18 protein-coding genes are annotated in these 20015 nt (G+C 64.2%); 5 read left to right on the forward strand and 13 right to left on the reverse strand.

What is annotated here, in order from left to right; genetic code table 11:
- The first annotated feature begins 109 nt into the window (after positions 1–109).
- From BPHY_RS04635 to BPHY_RS04645, 3 genes are all read left to right on the forward strand, one after another.
- A complete protein-coding gene (locus BPHY_RS04635; RefSeq protein ID WP_012400323.1) occupies positions 110–1498 on the forward strand; it encodes a replicative DNA helicase in 1389 nt (462 codons plus the stop codon).
- Positions 1499–1646: 148 nt separating this feature from the next.
- Positions 1647–2273, forward strand: a complete 627-nt coding sequence (locus tag BPHY_RS04640; protein ID WP_012400324.1) for a DUF47 domain-containing protein — start codon at positions 1647–1649, stop codon at positions 2271–2273.
- Complete coding sequence (locus tag BPHY_RS04645; RefSeq protein WP_012400325.1) at positions 2273–3283, forward strand: inorganic phosphate transporter; 1011 nt, start codon at positions 2273–2275, stop codon at positions 3281–3283. Before BPHY_RS04640 ends, BPHY_RS04645 begins: the two co-directional genes overlap by 1 nt.
- Positions 3284–3305: 22 nt before the next feature.
- On the opposite strand, the gene BPHY_RS04650 is transcribed toward BPHY_RS04645, so the two are convergent.
- The 13 genes from BPHY_RS04650 to BPHY_RS04710 form a co-directional block, all read right to left on the reverse strand.
- A complete protein-coding gene (locus BPHY_RS04650; protein WP_012400326.1) occupies positions 3306–4112 on the reverse strand; it encodes an SDR family oxidoreductase in 807 nt (268 codons plus the stop codon).
- Positions 4113–4253: 141 nt separating this feature from the next.
- Positions 4254–5402, reverse strand: coding sequence for a C40 family peptidase (locus tag BPHY_RS04655; protein WP_012400327.1), 1149 nt, complete (start codon positions 5400–5402; stop codon positions 4254–4256).
- Between the two features lie 250 nt (positions 5403–5652).
- Complete coding sequence (locus tag BPHY_RS04660) at positions 5653–7473, reverse strand: PhoH family protein (RefSeq protein ID WP_012400328.1); 1821 nt, start codon at positions 7471–7473, stop codon at positions 5653–5655.
- Positions 7474–7571: 98 nt separating this feature from the next.
- Positions 7572–7703, reverse strand: coding sequence for a hypothetical protein (locus BPHY_RS43815; RefSeq protein ID WP_277398068.1), 132 nt, complete (start codon positions 7701–7703; stop codon positions 7572–7574).
- Positions 7704–7838: 135 nt separating this feature from the next.
- Complete coding sequence (locus BPHY_RS04665; protein ID WP_012400329.1) at positions 7839–8300, reverse strand: peroxiredoxin; 462 nt, start codon at positions 8298–8300, stop codon at positions 7839–7841.
- Between the two features lie 226 nt (positions 8301–8526).
- Positions 8527–9423, reverse strand: a complete 897-nt coding sequence (locus BPHY_RS04675; RefSeq protein WP_012400330.1) for a polysaccharide deacetylase family protein — start codon at positions 9421–9423, stop codon at positions 8527–8529.
- Positions 9424–9435: 12 nt separating this feature from the next.
- A complete protein-coding gene (locus tag BPHY_RS04680) occupies positions 9436–10482 on the reverse strand; it encodes a bifunctional UDP-4-keto-pentose/UDP-xylose synthase (protein WP_012400331.1) in 1047 nt (348 codons plus the stop codon).
- The gene (locus BPHY_RS04685; protein WP_012400332.1) at positions 10479–11414 is read right to left on the reverse strand and encodes a formyltransferase; all 936 of its coding nucleotides are present in this window, start codon (positions 11412–11414) and stop codon (positions 10479–10481) included. Before BPHY_RS04685 ends, BPHY_RS04680 begins: the two co-directional genes overlap by 4 nt.
- A complete protein-coding gene (locus BPHY_RS04690; protein WP_012400333.1) occupies positions 11411–12460 on the reverse strand; it encodes a glycosyltransferase in 1050 nt (349 codons plus the stop codon). The genes BPHY_RS04685 and BPHY_RS04690 overlap by 4 nt, the downstream gene beginning before the upstream one ends.
- A gap of 18 nt (positions 12461–12478) precedes the next feature.
- The gene (locus tag BPHY_RS04695) at positions 12479–13630 is read right to left on the reverse strand and encodes a DegT/DnrJ/EryC1/StrS family aminotransferase (protein ID WP_012400334.1); all 1152 of its coding nucleotides are present in this window, start codon (positions 13628–13630) and stop codon (positions 12479–12481) included.
- A 256-nt stretch (positions 13631–13886) separates the two neighbouring features.
- Positions 13887–14258 (reverse strand): SMR family transporter, encoded by a 372-nt coding sequence (locus tag BPHY_RS04700; protein WP_041763289.1) that lies wholly within the window; start codon positions 14256–14258, stop codon positions 13887–13889.
- 28 nt (positions 14259–14286) lie between these two features.
- The gene (locus tag BPHY_RS04705; protein ID WP_012400336.1) at positions 14287–16089 is read right to left on the reverse strand and encodes a glycosyltransferase family 39 protein; all 1803 of its coding nucleotides are present in this window, start codon (positions 16087–16089) and stop codon (positions 14287–14289) included.
- A 394-nt stretch (positions 16090–16483) separates the two neighbouring features.
- On the reverse strand, positions 16484–16858 hold the full coding sequence (locus BPHY_RS04710) for an Mth938-like domain-containing protein (RefSeq protein WP_041763291.1): 375 nt from the start codon (positions 16856–16858) through the stop codon (positions 16484–16486).
- 497 nt (positions 16859–17355) lie between these two features.
- Between BPHY_RS04710 and BPHY_RS04715 the strand changes: the two genes are divergently transcribed.
- A complete protein-coding gene (locus BPHY_RS04715; protein ID WP_012400338.1) occupies positions 17356–18603 on the forward strand; it encodes a pyridoxal phosphate-dependent aminotransferase in 1248 nt (415 codons plus the stop codon).
- Between the two features lie 58 nt (positions 18604–18661).
- On the forward strand, positions 18662–19993 hold the full coding sequence (locus BPHY_RS04720; RefSeq protein ID WP_012400339.1) for a homoserine dehydrogenase: 1332 nt from the start codon (positions 18662–18664) through the stop codon (positions 19991–19993).
- Positions 19994–20015 lie beyond the last annotated feature (22 nt).

Below are 20015 nucleotides of genomic sequence, written 5' to 3' on the forward strand. Positions count from 1 at the left end.
GAAACCGGCCTCTGCCTTTTTTGTTCTGCGCCCTCGCTGTCGACGAGCCCGGATCGTTGAGCTTTTCGGCGCTTTGCCGCCGTCTCTATTTGTTCGATAATTCCACCCCATGAACGCACCGTCGAAAGATCCTCAAATCGAGTCGCTGAAAGTCCCGCCCCATTCCATCGAGGCCGAGCAATCGGTGCTGGGCGGTCTGCTGCTCGACAACGGCGCATGGGACCGCATTGCTGACTTCCTCGCGCAAAGCGACTTCTACCGCTTCGATCACCGTGTCATCTTCGAGCACATCGGCAGGCTGATCGCGGCGACGCGTCCCGCCGACGTCGTGACCGTCTACGAAGCGCTGACCACCTCGGGCAAGGCCGACGACGTCGGCGGGCTTGCGTATCTGAACGCGCTTGCGCAGAACACGCCCAGCGCGGCGAACATCCGGCGCTATGCGGAAATCGTTCGCGACCGCGCGGTGTTGCGCCGCCTCGTGTCCGTGGCCGATGAGATCTCCGCCGACGCTTTCAATCCGCAAGGCAAGGAAGTCCGTCAGCTGCTCGACGAGGCCGAATCGAAGGTGTTCTCGATCGCGGAAGACGGCGCGCGCGGCACCCAGGGCTTCCTGGAAATCGGGCCGCTGCTGACACAGGTCGTCGAGCGCATCGACACGCTGTACCACACAGCGAACCCGAGCGACGTGACGGGCACGCCGACAGGTTTCGTCGATCTGGACCGCATGACGTCGGGCATGCACGGCGGCGAGTTGATTATCGTCGCGGGGCGTCCTTCGATGGGCAAGACGGCGTTCTCGATGAATATCGGCGAATATGTCGCCGTCGAGTATGGCTTGCCCGTCGCGGTGTTCTCGATGGAAATGCCGGGCACGCAGCTGATCATGCGTATGCTCGGCTCCGTCGGCCGGCTCGATCAGCACCGCATGCGAACCGGGCGTCTGACCGACGAGGACTGGCCGAAGCTCACGCATGCCGTGCAGAAAATGAGCGAAGCGCAGATTTTCATCGACGAAACGGGCGGCCTGAACCCGATGGAACTGCGCTCGCGTGCGCGCCGTCTGTCGCGGCAGTGCGGCAAGCTCGGACTCATCATCATCGACTACTTGCAGCTGATGAGCGGTTCGTCGTCAGGCGAAAACCGCGCGACGGAAATTTCGGAAATCTCGCGTTCGCTGAAAAGCCTGGCCAAAGAACTCGACGTGCCCGTGATCGCGCTGTCGCAGCTGAATCGCGGTCTCGAACAGCGTCCGAACAAGCGTCCCGTGATGTCGGATTTGCGCGAATCGGGTGCAATCGAACAGGACGCGGACGTGATCCTGTTCATTTACCGCGACGAAGTCTATAACCCCGACAGCCCCGATAAGGGCACTGCCGAAATCATCATCGGCAAGCAGCGTAATGGCCCTATCGGCCCCGTTAGACTCACGTTCCACGGTCAATTCACGAAGTTCGACAACTTTGCGGGTCCGCAGAATTTTTACGGCGGGGAGTAGCACATTGCGCGCAAACGGGGAAACCCGGTTGCGCCCGGCGTTGCGCGCACGCACAAAACGCGGGCGCGCGCGTCACCCGGAACGGTCGGGAACGGTACAATGTTGCGGCTTTATGACAGCCACACCGTGACCATTTTCCGGGATCCCAATGTTTGGTCGATTCATGCCCACCGAGGGCAAATTCTTTGAAATCTTCAACGCCCACGCGAAGCACATCGTCGCGGGCAGCCGCGAACTCGAACTGCTGATCGATAACCTCGGCGACGCCGAGATCCACAAGAACAACGTGCAGACGGCCGAAAAAGCGGCCGACAAACTGACGCACGAAACCATCGATCTGTTGCACAAGACCTTCATCACGCCGCTCGACCGCGACGAAATCCACAAACTCATCACCACGATGGACGACATCCTGGATCTGATGGAGGACGTTGCGACGGCCATTTCGCTGTACGACGTGCAGTCCGTGACGTCCGAGGCGAGCCAGCTTGCGCATATTTCGACGGCGTGCTGCGAACGCGTGCAGGCGGCTGTCGCCATGCTGTCGGACATGAAGCAGGCGCGCGACATCCTGAAGGCTTGCGAAGACATCGACCGGCTGGAGTCGGACGCGGACCGCGTGCTGCGTTCGGCGATGTCTAAGCTTTTCCGCGAAGAGGACGACGTCAAGACGCTGATCAAACTGAAGGCAATTTACGAGTTGCTCGAGTCGATCACCGACAAATGCGAGGACGTGGCGAACATCATCGAAGGCATCGTGCTGGAAAACGCGTAATGCATTCGATACAACTCGCCATCTGGGCGGTCGCGACGCTCGTCGTCGTCGCGCTCGTCTTCGACTTCATGAACGGTTTCCACGACGCAGCGAACTCGATCGCGACCGTCGTCTCGACGGGCGTGCTGAAGCCGCAACAGGCGGTCGCCTTCGCGGCCGCGTTCAACGTCATCGCGTACTTTGTTTTTCACCTGAAGGTCGCACAGACGGTGGGCAAGGGCACGATCGACCCCGGGATCGTCGATCACTACGTCGTGTTCGGCGCACTGGTCGGCGCGATCGGCTGGAACATCGTGACCTGGTACTACGGCATTCCGTCGAGTTCGTCGCATGCGCTGATTGGCGGGCTGGTGGGCTCCGCGCTTGCGAAATCGGGCTGGAGCGCGCTGAACTGGGACGGTCTGCTGAAGACGATCGCGTTCATTTTCGTGTCGCCGCTGCTCGGCTTCGTGCTCGGCTCGTTCTTCATGCTGCTGGTGTCGTGGATCTATTTCCGCACGCCGCCGAGCAAGGTCGACCGGCGCTTCCGCCGTCTGCAACTGCTGTCGGCCGGGTTGTACAGCCTCGGTCACGGCGGCAACGATGCCCAAAAGACCATCGGCATCATCTGGATGCTGCTGATCGCAACGGGCTATGCATCGTCAACGGCCGACGCGCCGCCGCTGTGGGTGATCGGCGGGTGTTACCTGTCGATGGGCCTCGGCACGCTGTTCGGCGGCTGGCGGATCGTGCGCACGATGGGGCAGAAGATCACGAAACTCAAGCCGGTGGGCGGGTTCTGTGCCGAGGCGGGCGGTGCGATCACGCTGTTCCTCGCGTCGTTCCTCGGCATCCCCGTGTCCACCACGCATACCATTACCGGCGCGATCGTCGGCGTCGGCGCGACGCAGAAGCTGTCTGCCGTCCGCTGGGGCGTCGCGGGCAATATCGTGTGGGCCTGGGTGCTGACGATCCCCGCATCCGCCGTATTAGCGGCGGCCGGCTGGTGGCTCGGCCACCGCTTCCTTTAAGCCGCGATACAGCACGCCGCCGTCAGATCAGCGGCGTGCTGCCTCCATCCATCGGGACGATCGCGCCCGTTACGTAGCTCGCGCGGCGACTCGCCAGAAAAAGCGCGACGTCCGCGATTTCCTCCGGTTTCGCGAAACGTCCGAGCGGCACGCGTGCTTCCCCACGCGTTAGCGCTTCGGCGGGCTCGATGCCTTCGCGCGACGCTTCGAGTTTCAGCGCTTCTTCGACGCGATCCGTCAGCGTCGCGCCGGGATTGATCGCGTTGATGCGAATGCCGTAGCGCGCGTAATAGTGCGCAAGGCCGACGGTCGCGAGCATCAGTGCCGCGTTGGCGGCACCGCCTGCGATGTGAATGTCGCTCGCCATCTTCCCACCCATGCCGATGATGTTGACAATGGTGCCCGGCTCCTTTGCGGCGCCGGATTTGACGCGCTCGGCCATACGCTTCAGCACCTCCTGTTGCGGATAGATATACGGAAAGTACTTGGCTTCCATCGTCGCCTTGAACGCGGCCGCGTCGAGCGATTCGGGATCGTAGCGACGCGCGGCGCCCGCGCTGTTGATGAGGATGTCGATCGGGCCGACGGCGCCCGTCGCTTCCTCGACGACGTCTGCGGCGCTATGCGGCTCGTGTAGATCCGCGCGCGTCAGATGCACATGCAAGCCTTCGCTCGACAATTGCTCGCGGGCGCGAGCGAGATTGGCGGGATCACGCGAGACGATCGCGACCTTCGCGCCTTCCATCGCGAAAGCCCGCGCGCACGCCAGTCCGATGCCCTTGCTGCCGCCCGTTATCAGAACCACCTTGTCTTTGAGACCGAGATCCATCGTCGTCACCGCCACCAGGGAAGTGAAGGAAATATCGTCAAAAGATAGCAGAGGTGCGCGATGCCGGGGGGCGAATCGGGCGCGGCTGTCGGGGCGCGCGGCTTCCGAGCTCATGTGGCGGGGCGAGTGCGGCAGCCCGCATCAGTCGTTCGCGAAGCCCGCAATCGGATCGTCGTTGGTCCGCGTCGGCGCGGGAACCGGCCGCGAAGCCGTCGACGCCCGCATGATCTGCACGCCGCCCTGATCACCGTACGATTGTGCTTGGCGCGCCTGAAGCGCCTGCCGGTTGGCCACGGCGGCGGGCGGCGGCGGCTCGTACGCATCGGCGGCCGCGTCGATGGCATCGGACGGGGCGGCGGTACGGTCGGCGCGTTGCATCGTCGCGTCGGTAGCAGGCGAATTCACCGGAGCAGCCATGCCCGGCGACACCGCGCCTGCTGCGCGCGCCTGCAGCCGCGCCGCGCTCATTCCGGGTGGAGGGGGTTCGAACTGATCGGCGGAGGCCTCGGCGGGCGCGGCCGCAGTCACAGCCGCTGTATTCGCGCTGGATGCGGCCTGCGTGCGAGCTTGCGAGGCGTACGTGCCGGCGACGCCGCGAGACGTGCCATGCACGACGGCGGGCACTTCCGTAGCTGCGGCATGACGCGAGGTATCCACGGCCGCAACAGCAGGCGCAGCCGCGGGTGCCCACGGCGCGGGCGCGGCAGCCTGATAGCTCGGCGCATCGAACGGCGCAGGCGTCGGCTTGCTTAGCGCGGGCGCCACCCGGCGGATGCCATCGAAACGCTTCGCCCAATACGGGTTGGTCAGATAGTCGAGCCGCACGGTGCCGCCCGTCGACGGTGCGTTCACGAAGCGCAACTTGCCGACGTAGATCCCGACATGCGAATGCGGCCGTCCTGTTGTGTTGAAGAAAATCAGGTCGCCCGGCGCGACTTCGTCGGGATCGATCGATTCGCCGCGCGAACTCATGTCGGCCGTCGTGCGCGGCAGGTTCACGGAAGCAGCGCGCTGCACGACGTAATGCACGAGCCCGCTGCAGTCGAAGCCGCTGTCAGGCGTGTTGCCGCCCCAGCGATAGGGCACGCCGACGAGGCTCATCGCCTGAATGGAGATTTCTTCGCGGCCGATGCTGTGATCGACGAAACGCGGAAAGCCGGGGGGCGTGGTGCGGTACGCGTCACCCGAGGACGCATACGATCCGCCCGAGCCGCGCACGGTCTTTTGCGGCGCGCCGGAGCACGCGGCGAGCAGGGCGACGACCGATAGTGACAGCGCGAGGCGGAGCATGAGAGCGCAGACGAGCAACGACGCTCGCCAAAAGCCGGCAATGCCCGATGGTAGCCCCTGCAGCGGGCCTCTCGCAATAATTCTTGATGAAGTACTTGAAGTTTACGCGCTAAATGTTGCTGTGCAGACGTCGGATGCGTGTAAAACCCGCGTGGAACGATGCGGTGGGCATAATTTGCGTGCGCGGCGCGCATGAAAAAGCCGCTGCCGGCGTCACCGGAAGCGGCCTGGAACAGCGCAAAGAAGGGCGTTACAGAATATCCGACGCGTAATCCGCGAGACGCGAGCGCTCGCCGCGCGCGAGCGTCACATGACCGCTGTGCGCCCAGCCCTTGAAGCGATCGACGACATACGTGAGGCCTGAACTGCCTTCCGTCAGATACGGCGTATCGATCTGCGCGATGTTGCCGAGACAGATGATCTTGGTGCCCGGGCCCGCGCGCGTCACGAGCGTCTTCATCTGCTTCGGCGTCAGGTTCTGCGCCTCGTCGATGATCAGATACTTGTCGACGAACGTGCGGCCGCGCATGAAGTTCATGCTCTTGATCTTCAGGCGCGAGCGGATCAGTTCCTGCGTCGCCGCGCGGCCCCATTCGCCTGCCGCGTCATCCGTCTTCTGAAGCACTTCGAGATTGTCGTCGAATGCACCCATCCACGGCTGCATCTTTTCCTCTTCCGTGCCGGGCAGGAAGCCGATGTCTTCGCCGACGGGAACCGTCGCGCGCGTCACGATGATTTCGTTGTAGCGCTTGTCGTCGAGCACCTGCGCGAGGCCCGCCGCGAGCGCGACGAGTGTCTTGCCCGTGCCGGCCTGGCCGAGCAGCGTGACGAAGTCGATCTCCGGGTTCATCAGCAGGTTCAGCGCGAAGTTCTGCTCGCGATTGCGCGCCGTGATGCCCCACACATTGTTCTTGTGGTGGCCGTAGTCGCGCAGCGTCTGCAGTAGCGCCGTCTTGCCGTTCAGTTCGCGCACGATGGCGTGAAACGCGGGCTCGCCGTTCTGCGGCTCGAGATAGACGAACTCGTTGACCAGCATCGACGCGCACAGCGGGCCCGTCACGCGGTAATACGTAGTGCCCGTTTTCGTGTCCTGCCAGCTCTCCATGTCCTTCGCGTGCTTCGTCCAGAAGTCGGGCGGCAGCTGACGGATGCCGGAATAGAGCAGATCCTTGTCTTCGAGAACCTGGTCGTTGAAGTAGTCTTCGGCGGGCAGGCCGAGCGCGTGCGCCTTGATACGCATGTTGATGTCTTTCGACACCAGCACGACCTGGCGATCCTGCCGGTCACGCTGCAGCGCGCGCACGACGCCGAGAATCTGGTTGTCGGCCTTGCCCTGCGGCAGGCCTTCGACGGGCTCGATATGTGTGAGCTTCGTCTGGAAGTACAGGCGCCCCAGCGCTTCGCGGCTGCCCAGACGCGCAAGGGGAATGCCTTCCGACATCTCGCCTGCGTTCGCGACGAGCGTATCCAGCGTGCGGCTCACCTGGCGCGCGTTGCGGGCGACTTCCGACATCCCCTTCTTGTGATTGTCGAGTTCTTCCAACGTCATCATGGGCAGATAGACGTCGTGTTCCTCGAAGCGGAACAGGCAGGTCGGATCGTGCATCAGCACGTTGGTGTCGAGTACGAACAGCTTGCGGATCTCGACCTGCGCGCCCTTGGCCGAGTCTTTCTTGGTGGCCGGGCGCACCGTCTTGGCGGCTGCGGCGGCGGGCGCTTCCGCTTCGGCGGAACCCTTGCCGCGGCGCGCGACGATGGGGGCTGCCGCTTGCGCGTCGGCGGCAGGCGCAGCGGGCACCGGCTGCAGCAGGGCAGCCGTCTGCTTCGTCTTGCGGCTGCGCGACGGCGTGGCTTCTGCAACAGCGGGGGCGGCGTTCGGAACGGGGCGCAGCGTGGTGGCCGCGTTCGCGGCGTGCGTCATCGGTGCGGCAACATTGGCGCGGCCATATTCGGCCGATGCGGCTTGCTCCCCTTCTTGTGCCTGTTTTCGACCAGGCTTTGCAGGCTTCGCCGTGTATTCATCAGGCGGCAACAGATTGCCGAGCTTGCTGGGGGGGGTAGGCAAAGGCATGGTTTCCCTCAAATAAAGCGGGTCACAATTCTTCGCCGCCTGCCGCAAACTGTCGTGCGTCGTGCGCTCGCAATTTGCGTCCGGTGGCGCGTGTCGGATTAGTAATGCCGGTTCGCCTGGTTTTCGATCGGCTCCTTGACGAAAGTGCGCTGCGAACGACGCGAACTGCTTCGCGCAATTAAAAAAGCCGCCGCCCCGGCAACCGGGGCAAGCGGCTCGACTTCGGTCATCGCATGGCGCCTCGTGGCTCGCTTCATTGCCGTTGTCACTGCCTTGTGGTCAGCGACGACGACTACGCGATCTGCAGCGCAACTGCGGAAAAAAGTATGTGAACAGGCACTCATTGCGGCCCAATATAACGCGCCTCAAAGCGCTTGTACAGCCTCCAGAATCTCGTCGACGTGGCCCGGCACCTTCACGCCCCGCCATTCTCGGCGCAGCACGCCTTCAGCATCGATTACGAACGTGGAGCGCTCGATTCCCCGTACTTCCTTGCCATACATTTTCTTCAGTTTCATGACACCGAACAGCGTGCACAACGATTCGTCGGGGTCCGATACCAAGGTAAACGGCAGTTCGAGCTTGGCCTTGAAGTTATCGTGTGAGCGCACGCTGTCGCGCGACACGCCGATGATCTCCGCACCCGCCTTCTTGAACTTCGGATACAGGTCGCGGAACTGCAGGCCTTCCGTCGTACAGCCGGGTGTGTTGTCTTTCGGATAGAAGTAAACGACGACCTTCTTGCCGCGCAGGCTGGACAGCGTGAAGTCGCCGCCGGTGGCGGGGGCGGTGAAATCGGGAACGGGTTGATCGACTGCGATGGGCACGAGGTCCTCCGGTTGTTATGGGTGCCGGCGGCGGCGTGGGCCGCGCGCCTGAACTTTTTCTTCGGGGTTGCTTGGGGTTGCTGCGCGAAGCGGCGGACGGTCATGCGGTATGTGGCGCGACGCGTCGCAGCCCGCTTGCTGGCGCACGGCGCGCCCGGCGAACAGGATGGCATGCATCGGGCGAGCGCATCGCGGACGACGGGATGACGCGCGGCCCTCTGCACAGCTAGTCGGGCTGGACGATCAGTTCGCCGGAGCGGCCCGGGATTTCGCCCCATGTGACAGGGTACGACGGCAGTGTGTCGCGGTCCAGCCTGGCGTGGTAATCGCCCATGGTCGCGAACATGTGGCCTTGCGCACGCCACCCGGCCAGCAGCTGCTCGAACACGGGCGCGAGTTTCTGGCCTTCCAGTTCCGCATGCAGCGTGAACACCTGGTCATGCGGATTATTTTCGGTGCGCTTCAACATCCACGCGGCGACGTTATCCGTGTCGATGCCGTCGACGCCCAGCACTTCGTCGAGCGTGGGCAGGGTGGTCGGCATCTGCACATGCGCCAGCGTGCGCCCTCCGACGACCGGGAAGTAAGGCGTATGCCCACGCCCGTCGGATGCGTACTGCATGCCCCACGCATCGATCTGCTCGAACGCGTGGCCGTTCATCTGCCAGCCAGCCGCGCCATGCGTGACGGGCGGCATGCCGAAGATGTCGGCGAAACGGTCGTGGCTCTTCTGCATCTGCGCGACGGTCCAGTCGCGCGGACGCGAACGCACGTTGTCCTGCCAGTAGACGTGATCCCACGTATGAATGCCGCATTCGAAGCCGGCTTCGTGGATCGCGCGCATCTCCGAGCGGGCGCGCGCGCCGATGTCCGGTCCCGGCAGCAGCACGCCGTACATCAGTTGCCTGATGCCGTAATGCTCGACCACCGAAGTGCGCGACACCTTCTTCAGGAAGCCCGGCCGCAGCACGCGCCGCATCGCCCAGCCGGTGTGGTCGGGGCCGAGGCTGAAGAGGAAGGTGGCGCGCGCCTTGTAGCGGTCGAAGATACGCGCGAGATTGGGCACGCCTTCACGCGTGCCACGCAACGTATCGACATCGATCTTCAGGACGATCAAGGCCAAGAGCGGCAGCCCTTATTGTTGTTCGACGAGCGCGCGGGCTTCGGCGACATGGCCGCGGTACGCTTCGAAGATCTTGCGCAGGGCTTCGTCGAACGTCGACTGCGGCGCCCAGGCGAGTTCCTGCTTCGTGTTGTCGATCTTCGGCACGCGGTTCTGCACGTCCTGGTAGCCAGCGCCGTAATACGCGCCCGACGACGTTTCGACGAGCTGCACCTTCTTCGCCGACTCCGCGTACTCGGGGAATTCGGCCGCCAGCGCCAGCATCTTGTGCGCGAGTTCGCGCACCGAGAAGTTGTTGGTCGGATTGCCGATGTTGTAGATCTTGCCCGACGCGACGCCGTTCTTGTTCTCGATGATCTTCATCAGCGCGCTGATGCCGTCGTCGATATCGGTGAACGCGCGCTTCTGCGCGCCGCCGTCGACCAGACTGATGTTCTCGCCGCGCACGATATGGCCGAGGAACTGCGTGACCACGCGCGACGAACCTTCCTTCGGCGTGTAGATCGAGTCGAGGCCCGGGCCGATCCAGTTGAACGGACGGAACAGCGTGAAGTTGAGGCCTTCCATGCCGTAGCCCCAGATCACGCGGTCCATCAACTGCTTCGAGCACGCGTAGATCCAGCGCGGCTTGTTGATCGGACCATAGGTGAGGGCGGACGCGTCGGGATCGAACTGCTCGTCCGAGCACATGCCATAGACTTCCGAAGTTGACGGGAAGACGAGATGCTTGCCGTACTTCACAGCCGAACGGACGATGGGCAGGTTCGCCTCGAAGTCCAGTTCGAACACGCGCAGCGGCTGCTGCACGTACGTGGCAGGCGTGGCGATCGCGACGAGCGGCAGGATCACGTCGCACTTCTTCACGTGATACTCGACCCACTCCTTGTTGATCGTGATGTCGCCCTCGAAGAAATGCATGCGCTCGTGTTTCACGAGGTCGCCGAGGCGCTCGGTTTGCATGTCCATCCCGAACACTTCCCAGTCGGTCGTTTCGAGAATGCGCTTGGACAGGTGATGGCCGATAAAGCCGTTCACACCCAGAATCAGGACTTTTTTCATGCGTTACGGGAAGATTGAGTGAACTGGGTGAATTCGGCGGGGGTGACGACGCGCTCGTTGCCGTCGCGCTGATGCCGCAATTCGTGGATGGCGATCACGCGGCCGTCGCCGCATGTCGCAAAAAAGCCATTATCGCCTACGTGGATGCCGGGCGGCAAATCCGCACCGGGCGCACCGGGCTGCGCAAGACGCGCACGCGCTACGACGAAGCGCTCGCCGCCGATATCCGTGAACGCGCCGGGATACGGCGGTGCGACGGCGCGAATCAGGTTGTAGACCTGCTGACCGCTCTGGCTGAAGTCGATGCGGCCGTCTTCCGGCTTGCGTCCGCCGAAGTAGCTGCCGTGCGCGAGGTCGTTCGGCAGATGCGGCGCTTCGCCCGCGAGCAGTGCCGGCAGTGCGCGCCACAGCGTCTGCTCGGCGGCGACGGTCACCTTGTCGAATACCTGGGCGGCCGTGTCGTCGGGCAGGATCGGCACGGGCGTCTGCGCAATGATTGCGCCTGCGTCCGGCTTCGCGGCCATCTCATGCAGCGTCGCGCCCGTTTCTGTCTCGCCGTTGAGCACGGCCCAGTTGGTGGGCACGCGGCCGCGGTATTTCGGCAGCAGCGATCCGTGCATGTTGTACGCGCCGCGCGGTGCGACAGCCAGCAGATCAACGGGCAGCATGTGCCGGTAATAGAACGAGAAAATGAAGTCGGGGCGCGCATCGACCACGCGCGCGCGCAGTTCGGGGCTCTTCGGATCGGCGGGCGTCACGACGGGAATGCCGTGATCCGCCGCCACCGACGCCACGCTGCCGAACCAGATGTTTTCCGAAGGGCTGTCTTCGTGCGTGACGACGAGCGCGACCTCGACGCCGCGCGCGAGCAGTACCTGCAGGCAGCGCACACCGACGTTGTGATACGCGAAGACGACGGCGCGCGGCTTCATGCGCCTTGCCTCGGTTCGTCGTGTGCGACGGGTGCGGGCTGCATGCCCGGCAAGATCGACTGGCGCGGTTGCGCGACAACGGGTTCGCCGTCGCGCTGTTCGAGAATGGTCTGCACCAGATAGCGCGGACGCGCACGCACCTGCTGATAGATGCGGCCGATGTATTCGCCGAGCAGGCCGAGCGCGAAGATGATCACGCCGAGCATGAAGAACGTGATGGCGAACAGCGTGAACACACCTTGCACTTCCGCGCCGATGATGAAGCGGCGGATGAGCAGCAGCACGAACAAGGCCGCCGAGCCCATCGACAGGATCACACCGATGAACGACAGCCATTGCAGCGGCACGACCGAGAAGCCCGTGACGAGGTCGAAGTTCAGGCGGATCAGGCTGTAGACGGAGTACTTCGATTCGCCCGCGAAGCGCTCTTCGTGCGCGACCTCGATTTCGACGGGATTTTGCGCGAACGTGTAGGCGAGCGCGGGGATGAACGTGTTGACCTCGCCGCAGCGGTTGATCGTGTCGATCACGTGCCGGCTGTAGGCGCGCAGCATGCAGCCCTGGTCGGTCATCTTGATGCGCGTGATGCGTTCGCGCAGGCGGTTCATCGCCTGCGACGCCTTGCGCCGCCACAGGCTGTCGCGGCGCTGCATGCGGATCGTGCCGACATAGTCGAAGCCCTCGCGCATTTTCGCGCACAGCTTGCCGATTTCTTCGGGCGGATTCTGCAGGTCGGCGTCGAGCGTGATGACGATCTGGCCGCGCGATTGCTCGAAGCCCGCGAGGATCGCCATGTGCTGCCCGTAGTTGCCGTTCAGCAGGATCACCCGCGTGGTGTCGGGACGGGCGCGGAACTGGTCGGCGAGCATCGCGGGCGACCGGTCGCGGCTGCCGTCATTGATGAAGATTACCTCGTAGCTCGTGCCGAGCGCATCGAGCGCGGGGTACAGGCGCGAGAACAGTGCGGCGAGTCCTTGCTCCTCGTTGTAAACGGGGATGACGACCGACAGTTCGGGAGCGACCGTGCGTGGGTCCGATTGATTCATATTCCCTGGATTTCCGCTTTATTGACCGTATTGTTCGCAAATCTCGTTGACGGCGCGGCACACGCGCTCGACATCGCCTTCATTCATCAGCGTGAAGAGCGGCAGTGTAAGTGTGGTTGCGCCGTAGTGCTCCGCATGCGGATACATGCCTTCCTTGTACCCCATTGCGCGATACAGCGAGAACAAATGGATGGCCGGATAGTGCGTGCCCGTGCCGATGCCGCGCTCCTTCATCTGCTCCATGAAGCCGGCGCGCGTGATCGACAGACGCGCGAGCGGCAGCGTAACGAGGAACATATGCCAGTTGGTGTTTTCGAAGTCCGCCAGCGGCAGGCCCATGCCGAGCCGGACGGCCGCGCCGCCGTCGAACCCAGCGAAGTATGCGCGCGCCAGCTTGTGGCGCTGCGTGCGAAAGCGCTCGATATGCTGTAACTGACCCAGGCCGACACGTGCTGCGACGTCCGTCAGGTTGTACTTGCCGCCGAGCAGGTCGCAATCCATGCCGTCGAAGCCCGTGCGCGTGATGCCCTGCAGCCGGTACTTCTGCGCCAGGACGGCTTCCTCTTCGTTGTTCAGCACCAGTGCGCCGCCTTCGATCGAGGTCAGGTTCTTGTTCGCGTGAAAGCTGAACGACACGAGGTCGCCCAGCTTGCCGATGCGCTCGCCGTTCCACGTTGCGCCGAAGGCCTGCGCGGCGTCTTCGATCACGCGCAGCTTGTGCGCGCGGGCGATCGCGTAGAGCCGGTCCATGTCGACGGGCAGGCCGGACAGGAACACGGGGATGATCGCTTTGGTCCGCGGCGTGATCGCCTTTTCCATCAGATCCAGATCGATGTTGCGCGTGACCGGGTCGATATCGACGAACACGGGTGTTGCGCCCACTGCGAGGATCACGTTGCTGGTCGCGACCCACGACGCGGGCGTCGTGATGACTTCGTCGCCAGCGCCGACGCCCGCGATGCGCAGACCGATTTCCAGCGTCGCCGTGCCCGAATTGAACGTGCGCACCGGGCGGCCGCCGCAGTACGCCGACAATGCCTTTTCAAACGCCTGATTCTGCGGGCCCGTCGTAATCCAGCCGGAGCGGAGCACGTCGACTACACCGCTGATCGTTTCTTCATCGATCTCGGGACGCACGAACGGCAAAAACGGAACGGATGACTGGGTCATGAGTGAATACGCTCGATATAAAAGGGTCGCGGCCGCGGAGCCTAACAAAGTTGTAATATCCGGCTTTAGTCAAGCTCTATCGTTTCGCCAGCGTTGATTGCCGCACGTGTGCTCCTACGCGGAATGCGGCGGCGATGATGTGCGAGTTCGGCTGGAATGTCCAGCGCTCGAAACATTTCAGAAGACATTAGCAGACCTGCGCGAGCTTGCCAGGGGCGTTGCCTCTAAAGGCAAGTGATGCGCGCCGGGCCCGAACTCAGCTGCGCGCCACGATGAACACACCGACGAGGATCACGCCGATGCCGATCAGGCGTTGCGCCGACAGCACCTCGCCGAACAGGTACCACGCGGCGAACGCGTTCACGACATAGCCGAGCGACAGCATCGGGTAGGCGATCGATACGTCCACGCGCGACAGCCCGACGATCCACACGACCACGCTCAGCACGTAGCAGGCAAGCCCGCCGATGATGGGCAACTGCGTCGCGATGCGCCAGCCGATGGGGATGATGTTCGACAGCGTGAAGTCGAAGTGGCCGACCGCGTTGGTGCCGGCCTTCAGGAGCAGCTGGGCCGTCGCGTTGAGGGCGACGCCCGCGAGGATACAGAACAGGGAAATCGGGTTCATCGAAGAGATGTCGGGGTGAGGAATGCGATCAGGGCTGTCGTTGCGGGGCGGCATCGGGCTGCGACGCCGCGGGGTCTTGCGCGGCGGCGCCCGCGTCGGCGGGAAGCGGCTTCTCGACGATCACGCGGCGGGCGTCGCGCGCGACGACGGTCATCGGCAGATGCTGCTCGCTGAATGCCCTGTAGCGGTCGGGCGACATCAGCGCCATCGCATGGCGGTCCGCCTTCCAGCGCTCGACCCATTGCGGGATCGTCGGCACCCATTTCTGCGGCTCGACGGATACGCCGAACGCCAGTTCGTCGGGGTGCTCGACCATGATCATCGTGTGATCGATGTAGAACGGCAGGGTGTGATCGAGCACGCCCACCGAGTAGAACGGTGTATCGGCGGGCAGCTTCGCGAGTGCGGCCTTCACGGCGGGCGCAAGCGGGGCGCCCGACGACAGCCGGCCGAACGCGTCGTGGCCCGTGCCTGCGACGGTCGCGAGCAAGATCCAGCCAAGGCCGAATGCCGTCGCGGCGCGCGCGATGCCTGTCGGCGGCAATACGCTCGCGGGTGAGCCGCCCGGCGTTGCGTTTGCGGCATGGCGTCCGCGCCGGTTGATCCAGATCGCGACCAGCGTGCAGACGAAGCCGACGGCGAGCGCCGCGAACACCCAGTTGCGGAACTCGAGATACAGCGCGTTCGGATTGCGCTGGTCGCCCAGGCGCCCCAGAAACACCGCGCCGAAGCCGCCGGCGACGAGGAACACCGCGTAGCCCGTCAGATGCCGGTGAAAGCGCTCACGCGTGACGAGGGGCAGATACATGCCGATGACGAGCGCGATCGCGGGCGCGATCGGGAGCGTGTACGACAGCAGCTTCGAATGCGACGCGCTGAAAAACAGGAAGATGAAAGCTGTCCACACGAACAGCAGCGTGACGGGCGCGAAGCCGTTCGCCTGACGCGGCATGCGCAGCGCGTGCCGCGCGCTTTGCACCGTCACCGACAGCCACGGCAGAAAGCCGACCAGCATCACGGGCACGAAGTAGTACCACGCGCCGGGGCGGTTTTGCTCGGGCGTCAGATAGCGCCTGAACTGCTGGACGATGAAGAAGAAGTTGAAGAACTCAGGGTTGCGGTCCTGCACGAGCACGAACCAGGGTGTGACGACCGCGAAGAACACGATCAGCCCGCTCACGAGGTACAGCCGCTTCCAGATCGCCCAGTCGCGCGCCACGAGCGTGTACAGCACGAGCACGGCGCCCGGCAGGATCAGGCCGACGAGTCCCTTCGACAATACCGCGAGAGCCATCGAGGCCCAGACGAGCCACATCCACAGCCGCTGCCCGGTTGCGGCGAGCCCCGGGCGCTGTGCCAGCAGCAGGCCACACAGCGTCACTTCCATCCAGAACGACAGGCCCATGTCGAGCGTGTTGAAGTGGCCCATCAGATACCAGTACGGCGCGCTCGCCAGCACGACGGCCGCGAAGAAGCCGGTTGCGCGGTTGAACGCACGCGCGCCCGTGTAGCCGATCAGCAGCACGCCCGCGAAACCCGTCAGCGCGGTGTAGAGGCGCGCCTGCCATGCGCCGATCCCGAACCACGCGAACGACAGCGCGTTCGCCCACGTTTGCAGCGGCGGCTTCTCGAAGTACTTGTAGCCGTTGTAGCGCGGCGTGATCCAGTCGCCTGTGAGGAACATTTCGCGCGCCATTTCCGCGTAGCGGCCTTCGTCGCTCGGCAGCAGATGGCGCCAGCCGAGTGGCACGAACCAGATGACGGCGAGCGTGAGCACGAGCAGCAGGACCGTCGTGCGATTGAGCGTGAGCCCGGACGGCTTGTCGTTCATGTGTGTTTCAACCTTTTTCGACGCCGCTGTCGCGGCTACTTTCTTATTCCGTTCGAACCGGCGCGCGTTGCTGCGGCGCGTCGGCGGGCGCGCGTAGCGCGAAACAGGGCCTCGCGTGCCACAGTCGCGCAAGCGGGCCGCGCACGCTGCGCCCGAGCCGCGTCGGACCCGGCGGGGATTGTCCATGCGCGAGCCTTAGCGCCACCTTAGGGCGATCATGGCTGCGGGCTGGCCGCAGCCTTCATTCGCCGGCACACGCAGACTGACGCAAAGCGAATGCGAACGGCGCGCAGAGCCATGCAGGCGCGCAGTGTACTTGATTCGCAAGACGCCCACGCCAAAAACGCGGGGGCTGGGGCGGGCGAACGGCTGCGCCGCGGGCGGCGCGCGGCCTCTAGCCCTCGATCAGCAGCGCGGCCGCGACCTTGCGGCCTTCCGCCATCAGGATGTTGTAGGTGCGGCAGGCGGCCTTGAAGTCCATCGTTTCGACGCCAATCCGATGCGCGGCGAGGGCAGCCGTGAGGCGCGGGTGCGGGAAGCGCAGGCGCTCGCCGCTGCCGAAGATGACAACTTCCGGCGCGGGCTCGATCAGCAGCGCGAAGTGCTCGGGCGACAGGGCGTCGAACGACGACACGGGCCAACTGATGACGGGGCCCTCCGGCAGCACGATGATGCTGCCCGAATGGCGTTCGAGATTGATATCGACGTAGCCGGCGCCGTAGCCCGTGACGGTGTTCAGGGCGCCGCTTGAATCCTGATGTAATTTCAAACTGGTTTTCCGTAGTCGTCGTAAGGACATGCAGTCGCGTTTCGACCGGGATGCACAGGCTCGGGTTCAATGCGACAGGACCTGCGGGATGGTTGCGCGCCGGCGACTGCAGCGGGTCGCGCTGTGACGCCGCACGCCTGCCGCCCTGTGCCGGGACGCAAGGCAAATGGGTCCCGGCCTTGCGCTGCCTTGCGTGGTGCATTGCGGAAGTCGGCCAAAATCCGCTAAATTATAACTTTTTAGCCGCCCGGCGGCTCCCCGCGAGGTTCGCGCGCTGCCACAAGCCGCGCCCGCCGTTGCCAGTGGGGTGCCCGGAGCGCGTCGGCAGAGGCGCCACCCCTTCGCTCGCCCGGCCCACTGACGGCCGTGCTCCGCCGACGTCCCGCACCATGCACTGCGCCTGCCCGCGCCGCGCGGCTGCCGCAGTTCCCGTTCTCATGGCCTGCCCGCCGCGTGGGGCGAGAGCTCCGTTGTTCCGCTCATTAATCCAGGATGAAGTGCCCGTCGTGAAACCGATACTCAAATCCAACAAGCTGTTGAACGTCTGCTACGACATTCGCGGGCCCGTCCTCGAACACGCGAAGCGCCTCGAAGAGGAAGGCCACCGCATCATCAAGCTGAACATCGGCAATCTGGCGCCGTTTGGTTTCGATGCGCCGGACGAAATCATTCAGGACATGATCCGCAATCTGCCCGTTTCGTCGGGTTATTCGGATTCGAAGGGCGTGTTCGCCGCGCGCAAGGCGATCATGCACTACGCGCAGCACAAAGGCGTCGTGGGCGTCGAACTGGACGACATCTACATCGGCAACGGCGCGTCCGAGCTGATCGTGATGGCGCTGCAGGCGCTGCTGAACGACGGCGACGAGGTACTGCTGCCCGCGCCGGACTATCCGCTGTGGACGGCGGGCGTGAGCCTGTCGGGCGGTACGCCCGTGCATTACGTCTGCGACGAGTCGAACGCGTGGATGCCCGACCTCGACGACATCCGCGCGAAGATCACGCCGAACACGAAAGCGCTCGTCGTGATCAACCCGAACAACCCGACGGGCGCGCTGTATTCGGACGAACTGCTGCTCGGCCTGATCGAGATCGCGCGCCAGCACGGCCTCGTGATCTTCGCGGACGAGGTCTACGACAAGATCGTCTACGACGGCAAGGCGCACACGTCGATGGCCGCGCTGTCGGAAGACGTGCTCACCGTCACGTTCAACAGCCTGTCGAAGAGCTACCGCTCGTGCGGCTATCGCGCGGGCTGGATGTGGGTGTCCGGCCTGACGGGCGAGAACCGCCGCCGCGCGAAGGACTACTTCGAAGGCCTCGGCATTCTCGCTTCGATGCGCCTGTGCCCCAACGTGCCGGGCCAGTACGCGATCCAGACGGCGCTCGGCGGCTATCAGAGCATCAACGAGCTGATCATGCCGGGCGGGCGCCTGCACAAGCAGCGTGAGCTCGCGTACGACATGCTGACCGCGATTCCAGGCGTGACGTGCGTGAAGCCCGAGGCGGCGTTGTACATGTTCCCGCGTCTCGACCCGAATCTGTACCCGATCGAGAACGACCAGCAGTTCATTCTCGATCTGCTGCTGGAAGAGCGCGTGCTGCTCGTGCAGGGCAGCGGCTTCAACTGGAAGACGCCGGATCACTTCCGCGTCGTGTTCCTGCCGAACGTCGACGATCTCGCCGATTCGATCCACCGGATCGGGCGTTTCCTCGACGGCTATCGCAAACGCCACGCGGCCTGAGCGCATTGCATCCGCGCCCGAACCAATTTACCAATCTCTCACTCGAAATACACGCTGCATGGAACCGATCAAAGTTGGACTGCTGGGCTTCGGCACGGTAGGCAGCGGCACCTTCACGGTACTGCGCCGCAACCAGGAAGAAATCAACCGACGCGCGGGCCGCGGCATTGAGATTGCGCGCATTGCCGTGCGCAATTCCGCCAAGGCGACGGCGGCGCTGGGCGCCGAAGCGGGCACGGTGGTGATCACCGATGACTTCGGTTCGGTGGTGGACGATCCGTCCATCGACATCGTCGCCGAGATGATCGGCGGCACGGGCATTGCGCGCGAACTCGTGTTGCGCGCGATCGGCAACGGCAAGCACGTCGTGACCGCCAACAAGGCGCTGCTCGCCGTGCACGGCACGGAAATTTTCGAGGCGGCGCGCGCGAAGGGCGTCATGGTCGCGTTCGAGGCGGCCGTCGCGGGCGGCATTCCCATCATCAAGGCGCTGCGCGAAGGCTTGACGGCGAACCGCATCCAGTACATCGCGGGCATCATCAACGGCACGACGAACTACATCCTGTCGGAGATGCGCGACCGCGGCCTTGATTTCGCAACGGCGCTGAAGGCCGCCCAGGAGCTCGGCTACGCGGAAGCGGACCCGACCTTCGATATCGAAGGCGTCGACGCCGCGCACAAGGCGACCATCATGAGCGCGATCGCGTTTGGCGTGCCCGTGCAGTTCGACAAGGCGTACGTCGAAGGCATCAGCAAGCTCGCCGCGATCGACATCAAGTACGCGGAAGAGCTCGGCTATCGCATCAAGCTGCTCGGCATTACCCGCCGCACGGACAAGGGCATCGAGCTGCGCGTGCATCCCACGCTGATTCCCGCCAAGCGTCTGCTCGCCAACGTGGAAGGCGCAATGAATGCGGTGGTGGTCCATGGCGACGCCGTCGGCACGACGCTGTACTACGGCAAGGGCGCGGGCGCGGAGCCGACGGCTTCGGCCGTGGTGGCCGATCTGGTCGATGTGACGCGCCTGCATACGGCCGACCCGGAGCATCGCGTGCCGCATCTGGCTTTCCAGCCAGACCGTCTGTCGAACACGCCCATCCTGCCAATCGACGAAGTGACGAGCGGCTATTACCTGCGTCTGCGCGTGGCCGACGTGACGGGCGTGCTGGCCGACATCACGCGTATCCTGGCCGACACGGGTATCTCGATCGACGCGCTGCTGCAGAAGGAATCGGAGCATGTCGACGCATCGAAGAAGGGCGAGACGGACATCATCCTGATCACGCACGAGACGGTCGAAAAGAACGTGAACGCTGCGATCGCGAACATCGAGGCGCTGAAGACGGTCGTGTCGAAAGTGACGAAGCTGCGCATGGAAGCGCTGGACTGACGCACCGCACACACGTAAAGAG

The sequence above is a fragment of the Paraburkholderia phymatum STM815 genome (assembly GCF_000020045.1).
Taxonomy (GTDB): Bacteria; Pseudomonadota; Gammaproteobacteria; order Burkholderiales; family Burkholderiaceae; genus Paraburkholderia; species Paraburkholderia phymatum.

Excerpts from the sequence above, each read along its gene's own strand:
- BPHY_RS04680 (WP_012400331.1), bottom strand. The coding sequence starts at position 10,482 with ATGAAAAAAGTCCTGATTCTGGGTGTGAACGGCTTTATCGGCCATCAC.
- BPHY_RS04660 (WP_012400328.1), bottom strand. The coding sequence starts at position 7,473 with ATGCCTTTGCCTACCCCCCCCAGCAAGCTCGGCAATCTGTTGCCGCCT.
- BPHY_RS04650 (WP_012400326.1), bottom strand. The coding sequence starts at position 4,112 with ATGGATCTCGGTCTCAAAGACAAGGTGGTTCTGATAACGGGCGGCAGC.
- BPHY_RS04690 (WP_012400333.1), bottom strand. The coding sequence starts at position 12,460 with ATGAATCAATCGGACCCACGCACGGTCGCTCCCGAACTGTCGGTCGTC.
- BPHY_RS04635 (WP_012400323.1), top strand. The coding sequence starts at position 110 with ATGAACGCACCGTCGAAAGATCCTCAAATCGAGTCGCTGAAAGTCCCG.
- BPHY_RS04685 (WP_012400332.1), bottom strand. The coding sequence starts at position 11,414 with ATGAAGCCGCGCGCCGTCGTCTTCGCGTATCACAACGTCGGTGTGCGC.
- BPHY_RS43815 (WP_277398068.1), bottom strand. The coding sequence starts at position 7,703 with ATGACCGAAGTCGAGCCGCTTGCCCCGGTTGCCGGGGCGGCGGCTTTT.
- BPHY_RS04705 (WP_012400336.1), bottom strand. The coding sequence starts at position 16,089 with ATGAACGACAAGCCGTCCGGGCTCACGCTCAATCGCACGACGGTCCTG.
- BPHY_RS04655 (WP_012400327.1), bottom strand. The coding sequence starts at position 5,402 with ATGCTCCGCCTCGCGCTGTCACTATCGGTCGTCGCCCTGCTCGCCGCG.
- BPHY_RS04645 (WP_012400325.1), top strand. The coding sequence starts at position 2,273 with ATGCATTCGATACAACTCGCCATCTGGGCGGTCGCGACGCTCGTCGTC.
- BPHY_RS04640 (WP_012400324.1), top strand. The coding sequence starts at position 1,647 with ATGTTTGGTCGATTCATGCCCACCGAGGGCAAATTCTTTGAAATCTTC.
- BPHY_RS04700 (WP_041763289.1), bottom strand. The coding sequence starts at position 14,258 with ATGAACCCGATTTCCCTGTTCTGTATCCTCGCGGGCGTCGCCCTCAAC.
- BPHY_RS04720 (WP_012400339.1), top strand. The coding sequence starts at position 18,662 with ATGGAACCGATCAAAGTTGGACTGCTGGGCTTCGGCACGGTAGGCAGC.
- BPHY_RS04695 (WP_012400334.1), bottom strand. The coding sequence starts at position 13,630 with ATGACCCAGTCATCCGTTCCGTTTTTGCCGTTCGTGCGTCCCGAGATC.